This is a genomic window from Nonomuraea sp. NPDC049709, from assembly GCF_040674815.1.
In the GTDB taxonomy this organism is placed as follows: Bacteria; Actinomycetota; Actinomycetes; order Streptosporangiales; family Streptosporangiaceae; genus Nonomuraea.
In genome coordinates, this window is sequence record NZ_JBFANM010000013.1 from 191,650 (window position 1) to 209,202 (window position 17,553).

The 17,553-nt window shown below is 70.7% G+C and carries 13 protein-coding genes; 7 read left to right on the forward strand and 6 right to left on the reverse strand.

All coding sequences use genetic code 11. From position 1 onward, the window contains the following. The first annotated feature begins 10 nt into the window (after positions 1 to 10). A complete protein-coding gene (locus AB0J69_RS15785; protein WP_364117365.1) occupies positions 11 to 1,210 on the forward strand; it encodes a hypothetical protein in 1,200 nt (399 codons plus the stop codon). After that, on the forward strand, positions 1,207 to 2,793 hold the full coding sequence (locus AB0J69_RS15790; RefSeq protein ID WP_364117367.1) for a hypothetical protein: 1,587 nt from the start codon (positions 1,207 to 1,209) through the stop codon (positions 2,791 to 2,793). The genes AB0J69_RS15785 and AB0J69_RS15790 overlap by 4 nt, the downstream gene beginning before the upstream one ends. On the opposite strand, the gene AB0J69_RS15795 is transcribed toward AB0J69_RS15790, so the two are convergent. The 3 genes from AB0J69_RS15795 to rox form a co-directional block, all read right to left on the reverse strand. Then, entirely contained in the window at positions 2,770 to 4,521 is a 1,752-nt protein-coding gene (locus AB0J69_RS15795; RefSeq protein WP_364117368.1) for a glycoside hydrolase family 36 protein, read from the reverse strand. The genes AB0J69_RS15790 and AB0J69_RS15795 overlap by 24 nt on opposite strands. Positions 4,522 to 4,535: 14 nt before the next feature. Next, a complete protein-coding gene (locus AB0J69_RS15800) occupies positions 4,536 to 5,693 on the reverse strand; it encodes an ROK family transcriptional regulator (protein WP_364117370.1) in 1,158 nt (385 codons plus the stop codon). Positions 5,694 to 5,943: 250 nt separating this feature from the next. Then, a complete protein-coding gene (gene rox, locus AB0J69_RS15805; RefSeq protein WP_364117396.1) occupies positions 5,944 to 7,368 on the reverse strand; it encodes a rifampin monooxygenase in 1,425 nt (474 codons plus the stop codon). A 382-nt stretch (positions 7,369 to 7,750) separates the two neighbouring features. Between rox and AB0J69_RS15810 the strand changes: the two genes are divergently transcribed. After that, entirely contained in the window at positions 7,751 to 10,945 is a 3,195-nt protein-coding gene (locus AB0J69_RS15810; RefSeq protein ID WP_364117372.1) for a tetratricopeptide repeat protein, read from the forward strand. 192 nt (positions 10,946 to 11,137) lie between these two features. Here AB0J69_RS15810 and AB0J69_RS15815 read toward each other — a convergent pair whose 3' ends face one another. Both AB0J69_RS15815 and AB0J69_RS15820 read right to left on the reverse strand, forming a co-directional pair. Next, the gene (locus AB0J69_RS15815; protein WP_364117374.1) at positions 11,138 to 11,341 is read right to left on the reverse strand and encodes a hypothetical protein; all 204 of its coding nucleotides are present in this window, start codon (positions 11,339 to 11,341) and stop codon (positions 11,138 to 11,140) included. 78 nt (positions 11,342 to 11,419) lie between these two features. Beyond that, on the reverse strand, positions 11,420 to 11,902 hold the full coding sequence (locus tag AB0J69_RS15820; RefSeq protein WP_364117376.1) for a MarR family transcriptional regulator: 483 nt from the start codon (positions 11,900 to 11,902) through the stop codon (positions 11,420 to 11,422). An 86-nt stretch (positions 11,903 to 11,988) separates the two neighbouring features. Between AB0J69_RS15820 and AB0J69_RS15825 the strand changes: the two genes are divergently transcribed. The 4 genes from AB0J69_RS15825 to AB0J69_RS15840 all read left to right on the forward strand — a co-directional run bounded on the left by AB0J69_RS15825 (position 11,989) and on the right by AB0J69_RS15840 (position 16,644). After that, positions 11,989 to 12,804, forward strand: coding sequence for a class I SAM-dependent methyltransferase (locus tag AB0J69_RS15825; protein ID WP_364117378.1), 816 nt, complete (start codon positions 11,989 to 11,991; stop codon positions 12,802 to 12,804). Between the two features lie 179 nt (positions 12,805 to 12,983). Continuing rightward, positions 12,984 to 14,771, forward strand: a complete 1,788-nt coding sequence (locus tag AB0J69_RS15830; RefSeq protein ID WP_364117380.1) for a serine hydrolase domain-containing protein — start codon at positions 12,984 to 12,986, stop codon at positions 14,769 to 14,771. A gap of 34 nt (positions 14,772 to 14,805) precedes the next feature. Then, positions 14,806 to 15,525: a MerR family transcriptional regulator gene (locus tag AB0J69_RS15835; RefSeq protein ID WP_364117382.1), complete on the forward strand. Its 720-nt coding sequence runs from the start codon at positions 14,806 to 14,808 to the stop codon at positions 15,523 to 15,525. Positions 15,526 to 15,876: 351 nt separating this feature from the next. Beyond that, the gene (locus tag AB0J69_RS15840; RefSeq protein WP_364117398.1) at positions 15,877 to 16,644 is read left to right on the forward strand and encodes a sporulation protein; all 768 of its coding nucleotides are present in this window, start codon (positions 15,877 to 15,879) and stop codon (positions 16,642 to 16,644) included. 32 nt (positions 16,645 to 16,676) lie between these two features. Here AB0J69_RS15840 and AB0J69_RS15845 read toward each other — a convergent pair whose 3' ends face one another. After that, positions 16,677 to 17,300 (reverse strand): DUF1707 domain-containing protein, encoded by a 624-nt coding sequence (locus AB0J69_RS15845; RefSeq protein ID WP_364117384.1) that lies wholly within the window; start codon positions 17,298 to 17,300, stop codon positions 16,677 to 16,679. Between the last annotated feature and the right edge of the window lie 253 nt (positions 17,301 to 17,553).

A 17,553-nucleotide genomic window follows, 5' to 3' on the forward strand; every position in this document is an offset into this window, starting at 1 on the left:
CAGCTCTTCGATGCGGACGCGCGGCCGGCGGGCGGCGGGCGTGCTGACGGCGCTCGCGCTGATCCTCACGATCGCCCCGCCCGCCCACGCCGTGGCTCCCCGCTGGGAGACGCGGTGGAATCCGGCCCCGTGGCGCGACGGGGTGAACGCCTTCGAAGCGCTGGAGGACGACCGGCGCGGCTCACACCCCGAGGGCCAGCCGCACGTGCGCGTCCAGGGCAACGCCTGGCGGTTCGACGCCCACCTCGAGGACCGCGACGGGTCCGACCGCATGCGCAACGAGGTACGCGGCATGCGTGCGGCCGACGGCCGCCCGCTGGAGATCCGCAAGGACGAGACCTGGCGGATCAGCTACCAGATGTACATCCCGGACACCCTCGACGCGACCACGAGCTTCACCCACATCTGGCAGCTCAAGAACTCCGACGTCGGCACGCCGCTCGCGCAGCTCTCGCTCCCGGTCGTGAACGGCGTGCCGAAGATCGCGGCCCGCTACTGGACGCTGGAGGACAACAAGTCCCACGACTTCGCCACGGCCGACCTCGTGCCGATCCAGAACCGGTGGATCGACACCACGATCGAGTTCAGGTCGGGCGACGACGGCTACCTGCGCTGGGTGCTCAAGGACGGGCGGCGGACGATCGTCGACCAGAAGGCCGAGAACGTCGACCTGTGGTGGACACAGGAACAGTACAACCGGCCCAAGTGGGGCATCTACCGCAGCATCAACAGCGCGGGGCTGCAGGAGACGTACCTGCTGGTCAAAGACCTCAAGGCGGAGCAGCTCGGGCCGGCGACACCGCCGGTGCGGCTGCCGCCGCCGGACCGGAGCCCCGGCACGTACGAGGCCGAACGGGTCGGCAACGTCTGGGAGGGCGCGGCCGAGCCCGCCTACTGCGCCGTCTGCTCCGGCGGCCGGAAGGTGATCCTCATCGGCGGCAACATCTACGACTACGCCGTGGTCAAGGGCGTGCTGTCGGAGACCACCGGGCCCCGGCAGCTGACCGTGCACGCGCTGGTGGACGGCTCACAGACGTTCTCGGTCAGCGTCAACGGCGGTGACGCCGTCCAGGTGCCGATGACCGGGACCAAGGACACGGTGACCACCGCCACCGTGCCGGTGAACCTGGTGGCCGGCGTCAACACCATCCGGTTCTACAGCCACACCGCTCGCTCACCCGAGCTCGACAAGATTGTCATCAGCCCATGAGACAGAACCTCAGCAGGCGCGCCGTGCTGACCGCGGGCGGCGCGCTGGCCCTGGCGGCGGCCGGTGCGCGGCCCGCGGGCGCCACCACGATCTGGCAGTCCCGGCTCGTGCGCCACGACCGGCACGGACGTCTGGTCTACGAGCAGGACGCCGAGGGCAACCGTATCCCCGACTTCAGCCACGCCGGCTACCGCAACGGCGAGCGGCCCATCCCGCACGTGCCGGTCGTCAAGACCATCCGCCCGATCGAGGGCGACAACACGGCTCACATCCAGGCGGCGCTCGACGCGATCGCGGCACTGCCCCGCGCCCGGCGCGGCGCCCTGCTCATGCTGCCCGGGGTGTACCCGGTGGCGGGCACCCTGTACGTGCGGGCCAGCGGCACGGTGCTCCGCGGCGTGGGCGACGGCGGCGACCCGGCCACGGACACGATCATCAAGGCCACCGGGAACACACCTGAGGATCGCGACGTCATCGTGGTCGGCGGTGCCGCGGGCGGTGGCTGGACGGGCGAGGTGCCGGGCACCCGTACCGACATCACCACCGGGTTCGTGCAGGTGGGGTCGCGCGAGTTCGCAGTGGCCGACCCGGGGACGCTGCGCCCGGGCGACAACATCATCATCACCCATCCCTGCACCGAGGAGTGGCTCAAGGCCATCGACTACGGCGGCCACGACGTGGGGCCGCCGTGGAAGGTCGGCGAGCACCCCATCTACTACAACCGCTATGTACGCGACGTATCAGGAAATGTCGTGAAGATCGATGTGCCGGTCTTCAACCACCTCAACCGCGCCCACGCCACCTCCTTCCTCTTCAGGTGGGACCGGGCCGGGCTCGTCACCGAGGTGGGCGTGGAACGGCTGCGCGTGGACATCGAGTACCACGGCGACCCCGAACAGGACGAGGAGCACGCCTACAACGCGATCGTCCTGCTGCGGACCGAGGACTCGTGGGTGCGGGACTGCACCATGCTGCACTTCACCCAGGCCGGCGTCGCCACCCAGGAGACCACCCGGGCCACCGTCGCGAACTGCCGGGCCATCGACCCGGTCAGCATCGTCACCGGCAGCAGGCGCTACAACTTCAACACCTACGTCTACTCGCAGCAGGTGCTCTTCCGCGACTGCCACGCCTACAAGGCCAGGCACGCCTTCGTCTCCAACGGCCACAGCACGGTGTCCGGTGTGGTGTTCCTGCGTGGCACGTCGGAGTACGCCCTCAACTCCAGCGAGGGTCACCGCCGCTGGTCCCAGGGCCTGCTGTTCGACGGCCACAAGGACGTGGACCCGCACTACGACTACACGCTCGGCCTGTACAACCGGGGCCGCTACGGCACCTCGCACGGCTGGTCGGCGGCCCACTCGGTGGCCTGGAACTGCGACGTCGCGACCAGCAGGCTGATCGTCCAGAAGCCGCCGACCGCGCAGAACTACGCGATCGGCTGCCACGGCACGGTCACCGGCGACGGCCCCTTCCAGCAACCGGCCGGCTACATCGAGGGTGCGAACCAGCCGGGGCTCCTCCCGCCCTCGCTGTACGAGGCGCAGTTCCTGGACCGGCTACGCGGTGGTCTCCAGTCGTAGCAGCCCGCCCTCGGGGACGGTGATCTCCACCGACCCGGGGGTCAGGTCCACGAAGTCGTCGCTTTGGGTGCGGCCCCGGCAGTCGAGGACCGTGGCCCGGGCCGTACCGGGGTGGGAGGTCTGGAGCAGCACGTCAGTGGAGGCGTCACCGTTGGCCACCCACAGCGTGCCGGTGGCGGGCGCCGCCACGGGCATCGGCGCGTACCTGCCGACGATCACCGTGTCGCCGGAGCGGGCCGTCACCTGCGGGTAGGCCAGGTCAGGGCGCGCGGGTGCGAAGTCGCCCCGCTGCAGCACATCGACGTGCTGCCGGAAGAACGCCAGCCAGAACCGCAGCACCTGTGCCTGCGCCGGTGTCTGCGTGGTCAGGTCGACCGAGATCTGCGGCACCGCGAACAGCACGTTGATGAGCTGGGTCGCGACCCGTTGGGGGCTCTCGTCCGGGTGCCACATCAGCATGTCGGCGTGCACGGCCATGGGCCCGGCGATCAGCCGCAGGTCCACGGTGCGCTGCCGGTTGTGCGCCGGGCTGAGCGGGCAGTCGGAGGCGCGGATCATCGTGGCGTACGGCCACAGGCCCGGGCTCACGTACGGTTGCCGCAGCTCGACCAGGCACTCCTCGGGCAACTGGGCCAGGAGCCTGCGCACCCCCTCGTTCACCGTGGCGCAGTCGGCCTCGGGGCCCGGCCGGGGCGGGTCCTCGACGGCGAACTGGTCGATGAAGTCGATCTTGAGGCCGTCCATGCCCCATTCGGTGACCGCCCGCGTGAGGTGGCCCGCGAGCAGGTCGCGGACGTAGGGGTAGCGCGGGTCCAGGATGGCGGCGTTCATGTGCTCCTTGTAGACCAGCGTGTACGGTCGCACGCGATCCCAGAGCTTGGTGTGGCGGCCTACGAAGGGCAGGGCGTACCAGAGCAGGTAGGCGAGACCTTCGCCATGAACTTTCGCGACATGCGCTGAAATATCCGGAAACGAGGTGGGGGAAGGCTGCCACTCGCCGACATAGCCGTAGCCGCGCCCCCGGTCGTCGCTGTGCCAGCCGTCGTCCACGATGATCGCCTCGCAGCCCAGCGCTGCCGCCGGGCCCGCCTGCCGTTCCACGCCGGCCGCGTCGACGTGCTGCTGCATGGCGTACCAGGTGGAGTAGGCGGGCATCCGCGCCGCGAGCGGGACGTCGCGGCCCAGGCCGTGCAGGGTGCCCCACCAGTCCGCCACACCGGCCAGCGTCGTCGCGAAGTGCCGCCGGGAGAGGTCGATCCGCAGCAGCAGACCGGTTCCGGGATCGGCCTCGTGCTCGACCCAGAACCCGAACTCGCCGGTCTCCTCGACCACTCCGGTCCGGGTGCGCACGGGCCTGACGACCTCACCGGCCGCGAACGTGCACAGGGCCACGTCCCCGGCGCCGATCAGGCACCCGACCGGTGCGTTCTTCTCCAGCGCAGCCGTGCGGGGCCTGCGCCAGAAGGGCGGCAGCCCGCGATGCTCACCACCGTCGGCGGCCCAGAAGGCGGTGGCGTCCACGCAGGGCACCCGCCAGCCCAGCCGCACCTCGGCCGCCCGGTCGGGGACGACCCGCACCTCCACGACCCCCGGGCTCTCCTCGTGCACCGTCCAGGTCAGCGCGGCCGCGGACGTGCCCGTGAGCTCCAGACCCGCCGCCGGGATGCGCACCTCCTCCCGCCGTTCGGCCTGGTCGTGCGGCTGCCAGATTCCGGGTGCCACGCTCACTCGACGCTCCCTGCTCAGGTGAAGAGGGTCTGGATGGCGACCGCGGCGGCGCCGCGCGCCCACTGCTCGAACGTGCGCGGCCGCAGCAGCAGCCGGCAGTCGGCCGCCGCCCCGAACGCCTGCGCCGCGAAGGACCGGTTGAGGTGCTCCTCGAACAGGTCGTAGGCGGCCAGGCCGCCCACGTCACCGGTCACGATGATGCGCTCGGGGCCGAACAGGTTCGCCATCGCGGCCATGGCCAGGCCGATGGCGTGCCCTGCCCGGTCGAACACCTCACGCACGGCCTGATCCCCGGCGTGAGCGGCGTCGATGGCCGCGTCGATGTCCATGGAAGCGTCACCGGTGACCGCGCGCACCGCCGCGACCAGGGGTGCCGTCCCCGCGATGGCCTCGACGCACCCGCTTCCGCCGCAGTGGCACACGGGTTCGTCGCCGCCGACAGGGATGTGGCCGATCTCCCCGGCCACGCCATGGGCGCCGGCCACCACCCGGTCGTTCACCACCAGCCCGCAGCCGATCCCGATCCCCACGGTGACGAGCGCGAACGACGAGGCGCCCACTCCGTCTCCGAACCACTGCTCGGCCACGGTGAGCGACTTGACGTCGTTCTCGACGGTGACGCTCAGCCCGGTCGCCTCGGCCGCCAGCCGCGCCAGCGGCACCTGGTGCCAGCCCAGAAAGGGGGAGTAGCGCACCATCCCGTGCGCCTTGTCCACGTCGCCCGAGACGGCCAGGCCCAGCGAATGGCAGCGCTCGCGGTAGGCGGGGTCGGTGGCGAGCAGCTCGCCGACCAGCTCGGCCAGCGCCTCGACCACGCCCTCGGCCGAGGTCGTGGCCAGTCGCCGGTGCGCCGAGGCCACCGGGCGGGCGCGCAGGTCGGTCACCACGCCGATGAGCTCGTCGTCGGTGATCTTCACACCGGTGAAGAACTCCCGGTCCGGCCTGATGGCCAGTGGGCTGGCCGGACGTCCGGCGCCGGGCCCCGTCCGCTCGGTGGCCGCCAGCTCCTCCAGGTAGCCGGCCTCGATGAACGGGCGGGCGGCCTTGGTCACGGCCGCGGACGACAGGCCACTGCGCCTGGCGATCTCCACCCGGGAAACCGGACCCTGGACGAGCACCATGGTGAAGACGGCGGTCTCAGCGCGCGTGGCGACAGCGAGGCGAGGCGGCATGTGCGCGATCGTACCACTAATTAACTTCGTCAAGAATTGAATGCGACGAGCCTGGAACGTTCCCATGCTCGGCGGCTGCAGATGCGCCTGCGCCGATCCGCCCCGTGGTGCTCTTCCGCCGGCTTCCGGTCGTCACTCGGATGCCAAGCGCCAGAGCACCACGGCTGATGCTGCCTCCAGCCTCCCGACGGTCAGTCGCTACCCGCCGTACCGATCCTTCTCACGGGCCTTTTCGGTTGCTCAGGCGGAATCAGTCGGCGGGCTTGCCGAACCAGCGGGAGAGGTGGGCGTCCAGGTCGTGCTGATCGTCGCCGATCCAGGCGACGTGGCCGTCGGGGCGTAGCAGGACGCACGGGACATCCAGTGCCGCAGTGGGATCGGCGAGGTGATCGACCCGGTCTGACCAGCCGCCGGCGGTCAGGCGTTCGGTACGGTCCAGCAGCAGGCCGCGGCCGCGATGCAGCAGACCGTAGAGGTGGCCGTGTTTCACGTCGATGTCGTGCAGGCGGCGGCCGAGCAGGTCGGGGCCTTCGCCGAAGTCGTAGCGGATGCCGATCGCGGTGATCTTCTCGATCAGGTAGCGGTTCACCTCGTTGAAGTCCATCAGTTCGGTGAGCAGCCTGCGCACGGCCTGCGGGCCGGGCTCGGTGGACAGCAGTTCCGTCTGGGCGCGGGTGTTGTCCAGCACGTCCTCGGCGACCGGACGACGTTCGGCCTGGTAGGTGTCCAGCAGTGTGTCCGGGGCCCAGCCGCGGATCTGTGCGGCCAGTTTCCAGCCGAGGTTGAAGGCGTCCTGAACGCCCAGGTTGAGGCCCTGCCCGCCGATGGGTGGATGGATGTGTGCCGCATCGCCGGCCAGGAGCACCCGCCCGACCCGATAGCGTTCGGCCAGCCGGGTGGCGTCCCCGAAGCGGGACATCCAGCGCGGGGAGTGCACGCCGAAATCGGTTCCGGCGATGGTGCGCAACTGTTGTTGGAAATCCTCGAGGGTGGGCGGTTCCGCGCGATCGCTGACTCCCGCGGCGGGGACCAGGACGCTGTAGATGCCTTCGCCGAAGGGCCGGAGCCAGAATCGCTGCTGGGTCTCCCGGATTTCGGTCATCTTGGCGATGATCTCTTCCTGCGGCACGCCCACTTCCATCTCGCCCATCAGCGTCTGGGTGCGTGAGGGCTCGCCGGGGAAGCCGACGCCGAGCTGTTTACGCACCGTGCTGCGCGCGCCGTCACAGCCGATGAGGTAGCGCGAACGCAGCTGTCGCCCGTCGGCCAGCTCGACGGTCACCCCCTGGTCGTCCTGCTCGAAACCGGTGACCGCGCAACCGCGCCTGACGTGCGCACCCAGTGCGAGCGCATGTTCTTCGAGCAGATGCTCGATCACCGGCTGCGGGATGCCCAGCAGATAGGCGTACGCGGAATCCAGGCCCTTGGGCGCGGGTTTGGGGATGGCGGCGAAGAAACCACCGGCCGGACGCCGTCTTCCATGCTGGACAATCCGCTCCAGCAGCCCGCGCATCGCCATCAGCTCGAGGCTGCGCATATGCAGACCGACTATGCGGACGAACGACGCGGGCTCGGTTTCCTTCTCCAGAACGAGTACTCGCACATCGTGCAGCCGCAGTTCGGCGGCCAGCATCGCACCGGTCGGCCCGCACCCGGCAATGATCACATCGAAGATGAGGGGCGCGGGATCGGTGCCGGAGGCCGGCGACCGGAGAACTCCGGGGATCTCGCCCACGGTGGAGCCACGCTCGACCCTGTCGTTCGACGACAGCTCGGCGGTGGCCTGCGGAGAGTGCATAGGTGTTGCCTTTCGGGAGTGCCTTGTTGGCGAGGCGCTCCCGGCGACACCTACCTCGATCGCCCGACCGTGACGGCAAGGGGGAGCACCCACATCGATACAGCGTTCATGGGGCTCACCTCCTCGGGCGGTGTCACGGTCGCCTGCAAGCTACAAGCCCGAGCATCATCCCGTCCAACCCTTTTCCCGGCCACATGATCACGACCCGATTAGCCCGGCGCGGTGGCGCAGGTCCCGGGTACGGCCGATGATGACCGTCATGAGCGGTCCAGAAGGGGTGCGCCGGGTTCACCAGCAGGCAACCGGCTCGGGGTTCGCGCGCATCTACCAGGCCGCCGGCGACATGATCGTTCATGGCGGCGGGGAGCCGTACCGGCTGGCGGTCTGGCCGGCCCCTGCCGCCGCCCCGCCGCCGGAGCAGGCCCGGGCGCGGCCCAGCGGCCTGCTGCAGGCGGCGAACGGGCTGATCGCGTTCACCGGACGCCGCGACCTGCTGGACGACCTGCGGCGCTGGCGGGACGGGCCGGGCCTCGCGGTGCGGCTGATCCACGGAGCGGGCGGGCAGGGCAAGACGCGCCTGGCCCACGAGGTGGCGCGGACATGGCAGCGAGACGGGTGGGTGGTGCTGGCGGCACACCACCGGCGCGACCGCTCCGCGCCCGAGCCCTTCGTCGTTCCCGATCTGGCGCGGGCCGCCGGGGTGCTGCTGGTGGTGGACTACGCCGAGCGGTGGGACACCGCCGACGTGCTGTCGCTGCTGGCCGACACCCGCGTCGGCGCGGGGCTGCCGGTACGCGTGCTGCTGCTGGCCCGCCCGTCCGGCACCTGGTGGCAGGGCCTGGCATACCGGATCCAGCGTGACGTCCACCTGACGCCCGGCCGCACGGAGCTGGGACCGCTGGAGGACGGGCCCGGCGTCACGCGCGCCGGGTTGTTCGAGGCGGCGCGTGACCGGTTCGCCGAGTTGCTCGGTATACCGGACGCCGGGAATGTGGACCCGCCACCCGCGTGGGCCCGCCACGAGGCCTACCGGCTGGTGCTGACCGTGCACATGGCCGCGCTGGCCGCGGTGCTGGCCTACGACCGCGGTGATCCCCCGCCCGCCGACCCCGCGACCGTGTCGGCCTTCCTCCTGGCCCGCGAGCGCGATCACTGGGAGGCGATGTCCGCGCCCACTCGCGACAACCCGCTCCGTACGACTCCCGACGCGCTGGGGCAGGTCGTCTACACCGCCACGCTGACCGGCCGGCTCGGCCACGCCGACGGGAGGGCGGCGCTGGCCCTGGCCGGGATCGACTCCGGAGAGGCTCCCGGGCAGCTTCTCAAGGATCACGCGGTCTGCTACCCGGGGGCGCGGGACACGGTCCTGGAGCCCTTGTACCCGGACCGGTTGGGCGAGGACTTCGTCGCCTTGATGACCTCCGGCCATTCTCATGAGTTCCCGGCCGACCCATGGGCCGACGGCGCACCGGCCCGCCTGCTCGCGCCGGCGGAGGAGACACCGGTGGAGGACCCCGGCCGGGTGTGGGCGCCCCACGCGCTGGCCACTCTGGTGGAGGCCGCGCGGCGATGGCCGCATCTGGCCGCCGGCCAGCTGTACCCGCTGCTGGATGCGTACCCCGAGCTGGCCCTGCAGGCCGGGAGCGCCACCCTGGCCGCCCTGGCCGCGCTGGACGGGATCGATCCCGATCTCCTGGAGGGCATCGCGGCCGTCCTGCCGGATCACCGGCACATCGACCTGGACATCGGCATCGCCGCCGTGACCTCCCGGCTCGTGCGGCATCGGCTGGCGGCCACCACGGAGCCCGCCCTGCAGGCCCGCGTCCACGAGGATCTGGCCATCCGCCTGGGCTATGCCGGGCTGCACGCTCGCGCCCTCGCCGAGGGCGAGCAGGCCGTCCAGATCATGCGCGAGCTGGCGGCGCTCGACCGCGCCAGGCATCTGCCCAACCTGGCCGCCTCCCTGAACAACCAGGCCACGCGGCTGATGTCGCTGGGCCGGCGGGACGAAGGGCTCCCGCTGCTCGACGAGGCCATCGCGTTCCGGCGTGAGCTGGCCGCCGCCGACCCGGCCACCCACCTGCCGGACCTGGCAACCGCCCTGGCGAACCACGCCGCCTCGCTGGCCGAAGCGCGGCGGCTGGACGAGGCGCTCCCGCACTCCGAGGAGGCCCTTCTCCTGCGGCGGCGGCTGGTGGCGCTCGACCGCGCCGCCCACCTGCCCAACCTGCCCCCGTCGTTGATCAACCACGCCCTCCAGCTCGCAGACATGGGGCGGCGGGCCGAAGCGGTCCCGCTCTCGCAGGAGGCCGTCACCATCGGCCGGGAGCTGGCCGCACTCAACCCCGCCGCCTACCTGCCCGACCTGGCCACCGCCCTGGAGAGGCACGCCGGACGGCTGGCTGGGGTAGGGCGGCTGGACGAGGCGCTTCCCCTCTCCGAGGAGAGCCTCACCCTGTGCCGGGAGCTGGCCGAGCTCAACCCGGCGGCCCACCTGCCCGACCTGTCCGTGTCGCTGAACAACCACATCGGGCTGTTGGCACAGGCCGGACGGATGGACGAGGCCATCCGGCTCTCGGTGGAGACGATCGACGTGTGCCGGGAGCTGGCCGATTCCGACCGGAGAGCCTACCTGCCTCTGCTGGCTGCCTCGCTGCACAACTACGCGCTCAAGCTCGTCCCGTCCGGGCGCGAGGCGGAGGCGGTCGGGTTCTTCTCGGAGGCCGTCTCGCTGCGGCGGGAGCTGGCCGGGCAGGATCCGGCCGTTCGCCTTCCTGAGCTGGTGTCCACGCTGGAGAGCCTGGCCGACCTGTCATCCAGGCACGCGCTGCGGCTCGTGGGCGAGGAGCGGCGGGCCGAGGCGCTCCCGTACTCCGAAGTGGCGGTGGCCTCGTGGCGGGAGCTGGCGGAGCTCGATCGCCCGCCTCACCTGCCCATGTTGGCGAGCGCGTTGAACAACCACGCCGGGCGGCTGGCCGAGGCAGGGCGGGCGGCGGAGGCGGCCCCGGTCGCCGAGGAGGCGGTGGCCCTGTGGCGGGAGATGGTGGAGCTCGACCGGGCCGAGTATCTGCCGGATCTGGCGCTCTCGCTGTACAACTGCGCGCTTCGGCTGGCGGGGGTCGGGCGGCGCGCCGAGGCTGTCCCGCTCGCGCAGGAGACCGTCGTCCTGTACGCGCAGCTGGCCGAGCTCGACTCGGTCGCTCATATGCCGTCGTATGTGCAGGCTCTGACAGTCCTCGGGCTCATCCTGGTGGAGGAGGCCAGGTTTCGCGAATCGGTCGCACCCCTGCTGCACGCCTTGCCGGCCAGTCGCCATCTGCCCGACCACGGCCGGGACATCATCTACACGATCATGGCACAGCTGTGCCTTGCCCACGCGGGCGACTCCGCGGGGGTCTCCCGCGAGTACCGCGCGATCACCGGCCAGGACGTTCCCGACTGGATGCGTGGGTGATCCGCCTGGCTGAACACTCCGATCGCCAATACCGCGCCAAGCACAACACCGGCCAGGACGACGCGTGTGAGTCGCGGCTGCCGTCGTCGTACCAGCGCGCCTGTACGGTTCACCTCGAACCTCTCCTACCAGGCTGCAGGGTGAGCTGGGCGGCAAGTGACGTGGACACGTGCGCTCCTGTTCGGGTGGGTTTCAACCGGCGGCGTCGCGGACGGCGTGGCTGACGGTGGCACGCAGCGCCGCGTATTCGGGGAGGGCTCGGAGCTCGTCGGGCTCCAGGCCGGTGCGGGGCAGGGGGATGTCGAGGTCGAGGGCGATCCGGCCGGGTCTGCTGGTGAGCACGATGACGCGGCTGCCGAGGAAGATCGCCTCCTCGACGCTGTGGGTGACGAACACGGAGGTGCGCCGAACACGATCCCAGGGCCCGGTCGTCCGTGCAGGTCAAGCGGTATGGCTGGTCCTCGACCCGGCCGTTCAGCCCGTGTCGCGTCCGGGCGCCTGGAGCCGCGCCCACTTCGCCATCGACTGCTTGATCTCCTCGCGCATGAACGCGAAGAACCGGCCGGTCTCGTCCAGCCGTCGCCCGGCGGGGGAGTCAGGGCCCAGGAGCGCGGTGCCCTCGTCGGCGCCGGCCTGCACCCGGACCAGCACCGGGTCGGACTGGCTGATGAAGTGGCTCCAGGTGTGCTCGTGGATCCGGCAGAAGTCGTGCCGCGTGCCGGGTTCGCGACCACGTTCGACCAGCCGCACCTGCACCAGGTATTTGACCGCTCCCGAGATCGCCGGCGCGCCGACGCCCAGTTGCCCGGCGAGCTCCGCGGCCGTCAGCTTGCCGGAGTCGGTGACCAGCAGCGCGGCGTACACGCGCGCGGCCATCCGGGGCATGCCGGATTCGACCATGATCTGCGCGAACCGTTCCCGGAAACCGGCGATGGCGCCCTCGTCCGCTCGCGTCACCGCGGCTCCCTCCTCGTCGTGGGCCTCACAGTTTAGATCATTCAGATATTTCACGAAATTCGTGAAATAAGAGTAGCGTCCCTGTTGTGAAGGAGACCGAACTCGTCGGAGTGCAGAAGACCCTCAGCCCCGTCCTCAAAGCCAAGGCTCTGGACAACCGGCTGCCGGACCCGATCCTCGGCGACGAATACGCCGAGCAGGTGATGCGCCGCCTCGACCCCGGCTACGACCAGCGCAGATTCGGCACCAGCCAGCTGGGCCTCGTGGCCGTGGTCCGCGCCAAGGCCCACGACGACTGGGCCCGGAGCTTCCTGACCGATCACCTCGACGCGGTGGTCCTGCACCTGGGCTGCGGCCTCGACGCCCGGGCGTACCGGATCGACCCGCCCGCCACTGTCGACTGGTACGACCTGGACTACCCCGCCGTCATCGAACTGCGGCAACGGTTCCTGCCGCCGCGCGAGCACTACACCCTGATCGGCTCCAGCGCCACCGACCTGACCTGGCTGGAACGCATCCCCCACGACCGGCCGGTGCTGATGATCGCCGAGGGACTGGTGCCCTACCTGACCGAGCCGGACGTCCGGCGGCTGCTGACCAGCGTCGTCGACGCCTTCCCCGCCGGCCAGATCCAGATCGACACGGTGTCGGTCTGGGCGTGGCGCACCTCGAAATGGGACCCCATGCTGCGCAAATACGACGCCCAGTTCCACTGCGGCTTCAACACCCCGGCCGCGCTGGCCGACTGGCACCCGCGGCTCGAGTACGTCGACGAGGCGCCGATGAACGACTCCCCGCTCCTGATGGCCAAGGCCCCCGCGAACATCCGCCGCATGTACCGCCTCATGAACCTGCTGCCGGGCATGAAACGGTCCACTCGCATCGTGCGCTTCCGGTTCTGAGTTCGGCCCGGCACGCCCGCCGTGGCTGCCACCTGCGGGACATTGTCGGCGGAGACGGTCTCCTGGGTGCTTCTCGGCTCGCTCATGCCGGGTTCGACTCTGGGCCGGTTCTCGTGCTGCGGCGGTAGGGCCGAGTGAAGTGATGGCTTCGCCGAGGCGGTCGGGGTGGCCGTCCCGCTGTGACGATCTTCCTCGGGCTGAACGCTGTGGTCGTCGTCGTGGGGCTGGCCGAGGTGTCGGCCTCGCCCGACGCGCCGGCCACGTGGACGGACGCGCTGTTCGAGGGGCGCGGCGGGTTCGGCGTACGACATAAGCACGGTGCCTCCGCGACGGCCGGGTTGATGCCGTCCGGCGCGGTCGCGGTGACCATCTCCGCCATCCGCAACCGGCCGCGCCGCGCCGTCGCCGGGTTCACCGTGCTCGCGCTGGTGCTGCCGTACGGGCACCGCCAGGTCCAACGCGGGCGCTGGCTGATCCGCCGTTTCGCCTTCTTGGTGCCGGGGCTTGACCCTGCCCCTGGGTCAAGGTCCGACGATCGTCGCATGAACAACAACGCACTGCACACCGTCGAAGCCAAGATCCGCGAGCAGGTGGTCGCCTACTGCGCGTCCAACAACGTCCCCGGGTTCGTCGCCGGTGTCCACCACGCCGGCGAGCAGACGGTTGTCGCCCACGGCACCGCGAACGTCTCCACCGGCGCGCCGATGCTCACCGACACCGGGTTCCTCTTCGGCTCCGTCACCAAGGTCCTGACCACCACGCTGGTCCTGCAGCAGGTCGATCGTGGCCTACTGGACCTCGACACGCCGGTCGTGACGTACCTTCCCGAATTCGCCCTGAACGCGCCGGGCGCGGCGGACAAGATCCTCGTCCGGCATCTGATCTCCCACACCAACGGCATCGACGCGGACCTGTTCTTCCCCGACGCCAAGGGCCGCGACGCCCTGCAGACCTACGTCACCGGCCTCGCGAGCGACTGCGGCCTGCTGTTCGAGCCCGGTGAGCAGCTCAGTTACTCCAACGGCGGCATGATCGTCGCCGGCCGCCTGCTGGAAGTGGTGACCGGCACGCCCTTCCCCGACCTGCTCGAGCGCGACATCTACGCACCCGCCGGCATGAAGGACTCCAGCACCTCGGCCGAGCAGGCCATCCTGCGCAGCACGGCGATCGGCCACTTCCCGGACCCCGAGACCATGGCGGCCAAGCCCACAGGCATGTTCATGCTGCCCGACACCTGGGGGCCGGCCGGCGGCACGCCGATCGGTACGGTCGCCGACCTGCTCGCGTTCGGACGCACCCACCTCGCGGGCGGGGTGTCCCCCGCCGGCACACGCGTCCTGTCAGCCGAGTCGACCGCGGTGATGCAGCAGGTCTCGTACGACATGGCGACGCCGAACGTCCCCCCGATGGGCCTGGGCTGGGTGCGGTACCCGTTCGGCGACACGACCGTCCTGGCCATGTCGGGCGCGTCGCCCGGCGGCGTGTCCATCCTGTGCGTCGTCCCCGAACACGACCTGGTCTTCACCGCCTACGGCAACACCCCCGGGGCGATCATGCTGCAGGACCAGCTGCTCCAGTGGCTCCTGAGCGAGCACCTCGGTGTCCCGATCCCCACGCTGGTCACCGAAGTGGAGCAGGACGTCGACCTCACCCCCTACGTGGGCACCTACCGCTCCAACCAGCTCCGCATCGACGTCAGCATCGTCGACGGCCAGCTCGAGGAGCGGACCACCTACGAACCGGCGGACGCCTCGCAGGAGCGGATCTTCACGGAGTTCGCCGGCGGCACGACCTCCGCACCCCCGCAGCGCTACGTGCCGATCCGGCCCGGCCTCTTCGCGCCCGCCGGATACCCGCTGGAGGCGTTCGACGGATACCTGCGCCTGCTGCTCGTCTCCTACCACGACGTCCGCGACGGCTCGGCGCGCTTCCGCAACGGCGGCGGCCGCCTGACCCGACGGGCCTGACCGTTCCGACCTACCGGATGGAAGGATGTCCGGCATGCTCACGATTGGCCAGCTCGCGGACTACGCCGGAGTGACCATCAAGGCCATCCGCCACTACCACCAGCGCGGTCTGCTCACCGAGCCCGACCGTGACTCCTCCGGCTACCGGCGCTACACCGCCCAAGACGCCATCGACCTCGTCAAGATCAGGACCCTGGCGCATGCGGGCGTGCCCCTGGTCCGCATCAAAGATCTTCTTGAGGCCGATCCGGCCACGCTCACGGCGGCCATCGCCGAGATCGACCACGATCTCCAGGACCGCATCGCGCAGCTGGGGCAAACCCGCGAGCACCTCGCCCAGCTGCGCGGCGGTGACCGGCTCTTCGTCTCCCCTGAAGTCGCCGACTACCTCGACGACTTGCGCCGGCTCGGCGTGAGCGAACGTCAGCGGAACCTGGAACGCGACGGCTGGATCCTGATGCAGACCGCCTCACCGGAGGACGCCGCCGTGTGGATCGCCGAAAAACGCGAGCTCATGAGCGACCCCGAGTTCGTCGCCCTCTACCTCGACCATGACGCCGCCTACGACTGGTCGCCGGACGATCCGCGCCTTCCGGCCCTCGCGGACCGTACCCGGAACTGGTTCACCCAGCACCACAGCCGATCCGAGACCCGCCCCGTCCAGAACGCGGCCATCGCCCGGTTGGCCGTGCAATCCCAGCCCGGAGCGTCGTCCCCGGCTTGGGACCGGCTCGCCCAGATCATGAACGGCTAGTGTGGCACGGCCACGATGCGGGGCTCCTGGTGAGCCCCCGTGAGAGCGCGAGGCCGAGGCCGACACCGGGGCCGCGGTCGATCACGCGGATCTCCGCCCCATCCTCGTGCCGGTTGCCCGTGATCAGCACCTCGCGATCCTGCGGGCTGTAGCGGACGGCGCGCACGCAGGCCAGCCCACCCGCCGCGGTCTCCGACCGGCTCAGACCGCACCGCGCGGCGAGGCCATTCGACGCCTGATCGGGTTGGGACGACAGGATGTCATGACCCACTGGAACTCAGGCCATAGCCTGGTCGTTCAGACGGGCAAGTGGCTCGATCCCTGCGAGGCGGGAGATCAACTGTGATCTTCATGCGGCTGTCCGATGCCGGCGGGGCGAGCGCGCCCTCCGTGGTCACGCTCCTGGCCACACCGCGAACGCAGCCCGGCGGTGTGCTGTCCGGCGAAGTACGGCTGAAGGGGGGTGACGTTGACGTCGCGATCGACCGGATCGGCCTCGGCCTCGGCCTGATCACCTCGCCACGGCCGGCGCAGGAAGGCGGCGGCCACCATCCAATCGAGGAGTTCTCGCAGGTTCAGGTCTCGGGTCCGGTCGTCCTGCGGCCGGGCGAGGAAAGAGCGATCGCCTTCCGGGCCGCGGTCCCGTGGGGGACACCCATCAGCGAGATCGGCGGCCGGCACCTGCCGGGCATGGCACTGGGCGTGCGTACCGAGGTCGCGATCGCCACGAACGTGGGCAGGAGCGATCTCGACCGGGTCGCCGTCTGGCCAGCGCCCTCAGAGTCACGGGTGCTGCAGGCGTTCGCGCGACTGGGCTGTCCCTTCAAATCCGCTGTCCTGCAGGCGAGTCGAGAAGCGGACGCGTATCACGGACTGCCGTTCCTCCAGAAGATCAAGTTCTATCCTCCGGACCATCACGCCGGAGCGGTGCACGAGGTCGACGTGACGTTCGTGCCGAGTTCGTCCGAGCTGGTCGTGGTGCTGGAGGCGGATCAGCTCACAAGCCGCCGCACCCATGCCGAACGTTTCCAGATGAGTCATGAGGAAGCGCTGCATACTGACTGGCCCAGTGAGATCGACCGCTGGCTGGTGACTCGCCCAGGACGGGGCGCCAGGTAGCCGGTCGGTGCGTCCGTTCGAGCCGCGCCGCGTCACCGGGGCGGCGTCTGCCGGCGGACGTCGAGCCGTCCGTGCCGCATCCGGCCTGTCAGGCGGATGCGCAGCGCCTCCGGTGTGTCGTCGGTGTGCCTGCTGATCGCCAGCGTGCTGTGCCGCGCCGACAACCCGTTGGCGTCCACCGCCATGCCCGGCGCGAGCACCAGCTCCACGTTGCAGCCGCTCACCCGTAGCTCGATGACCAGCTCGGGTGAGCTGCGCACGGCGCCGGTCAGGTCCAGCAGCACGTCGCACCACGCGGTGCGCAGCGCCAGCCGGTGCGGCAGCGTCCACCGGCCGTCACGGCGCACCGAGCCGTGCCGCTCCTTGATGGTGAGCAGTTCGGCGGCCGGCTCAGCGGGCGTCCCGGCGAGCGGCAGCGTGAGTGCGCCGGCGCTGCCCGGCACCGCGACCAGGTCGGTGACGAGCGGGGCCAGCGCGTCGAGGGTGCGGGCGGTCAGCGCCGCGTCCAGCCGCTCGTCGAACTCGACCGGGTCGAGCCGGCCGTCGGCGACGGCGATGCGCAGGAGCTCGGTGACCCGGTCGCGGTCCGCGTCGGACGCGCGCAGCGCCGGTGAGGAGGACTTCTCCAGACCCTGCACGCGGATTTCCTGTGTCATCGGGTGCTCCCTTCTGTTGGCCCGTGGCGGTGTCACTCTTGCCTCGGCTGGTATTCGCAGGATCCGGCGGCGCTGCTCGTTCATCGCTGCTCTTCTCGGCCGCTCACCTGACGCCTACCGGCGCGACCGTTCGGTACGAGCCCGCGCCCTGTGGTTACGCGTCCCAGGTGACCGGGAGGCTCTTGACGCCGTAGATGTCGGCGGTCTCCGGGCGCAGGGCGACCTCTTCGGCGGGTACGGCCAGGCGCAGCGT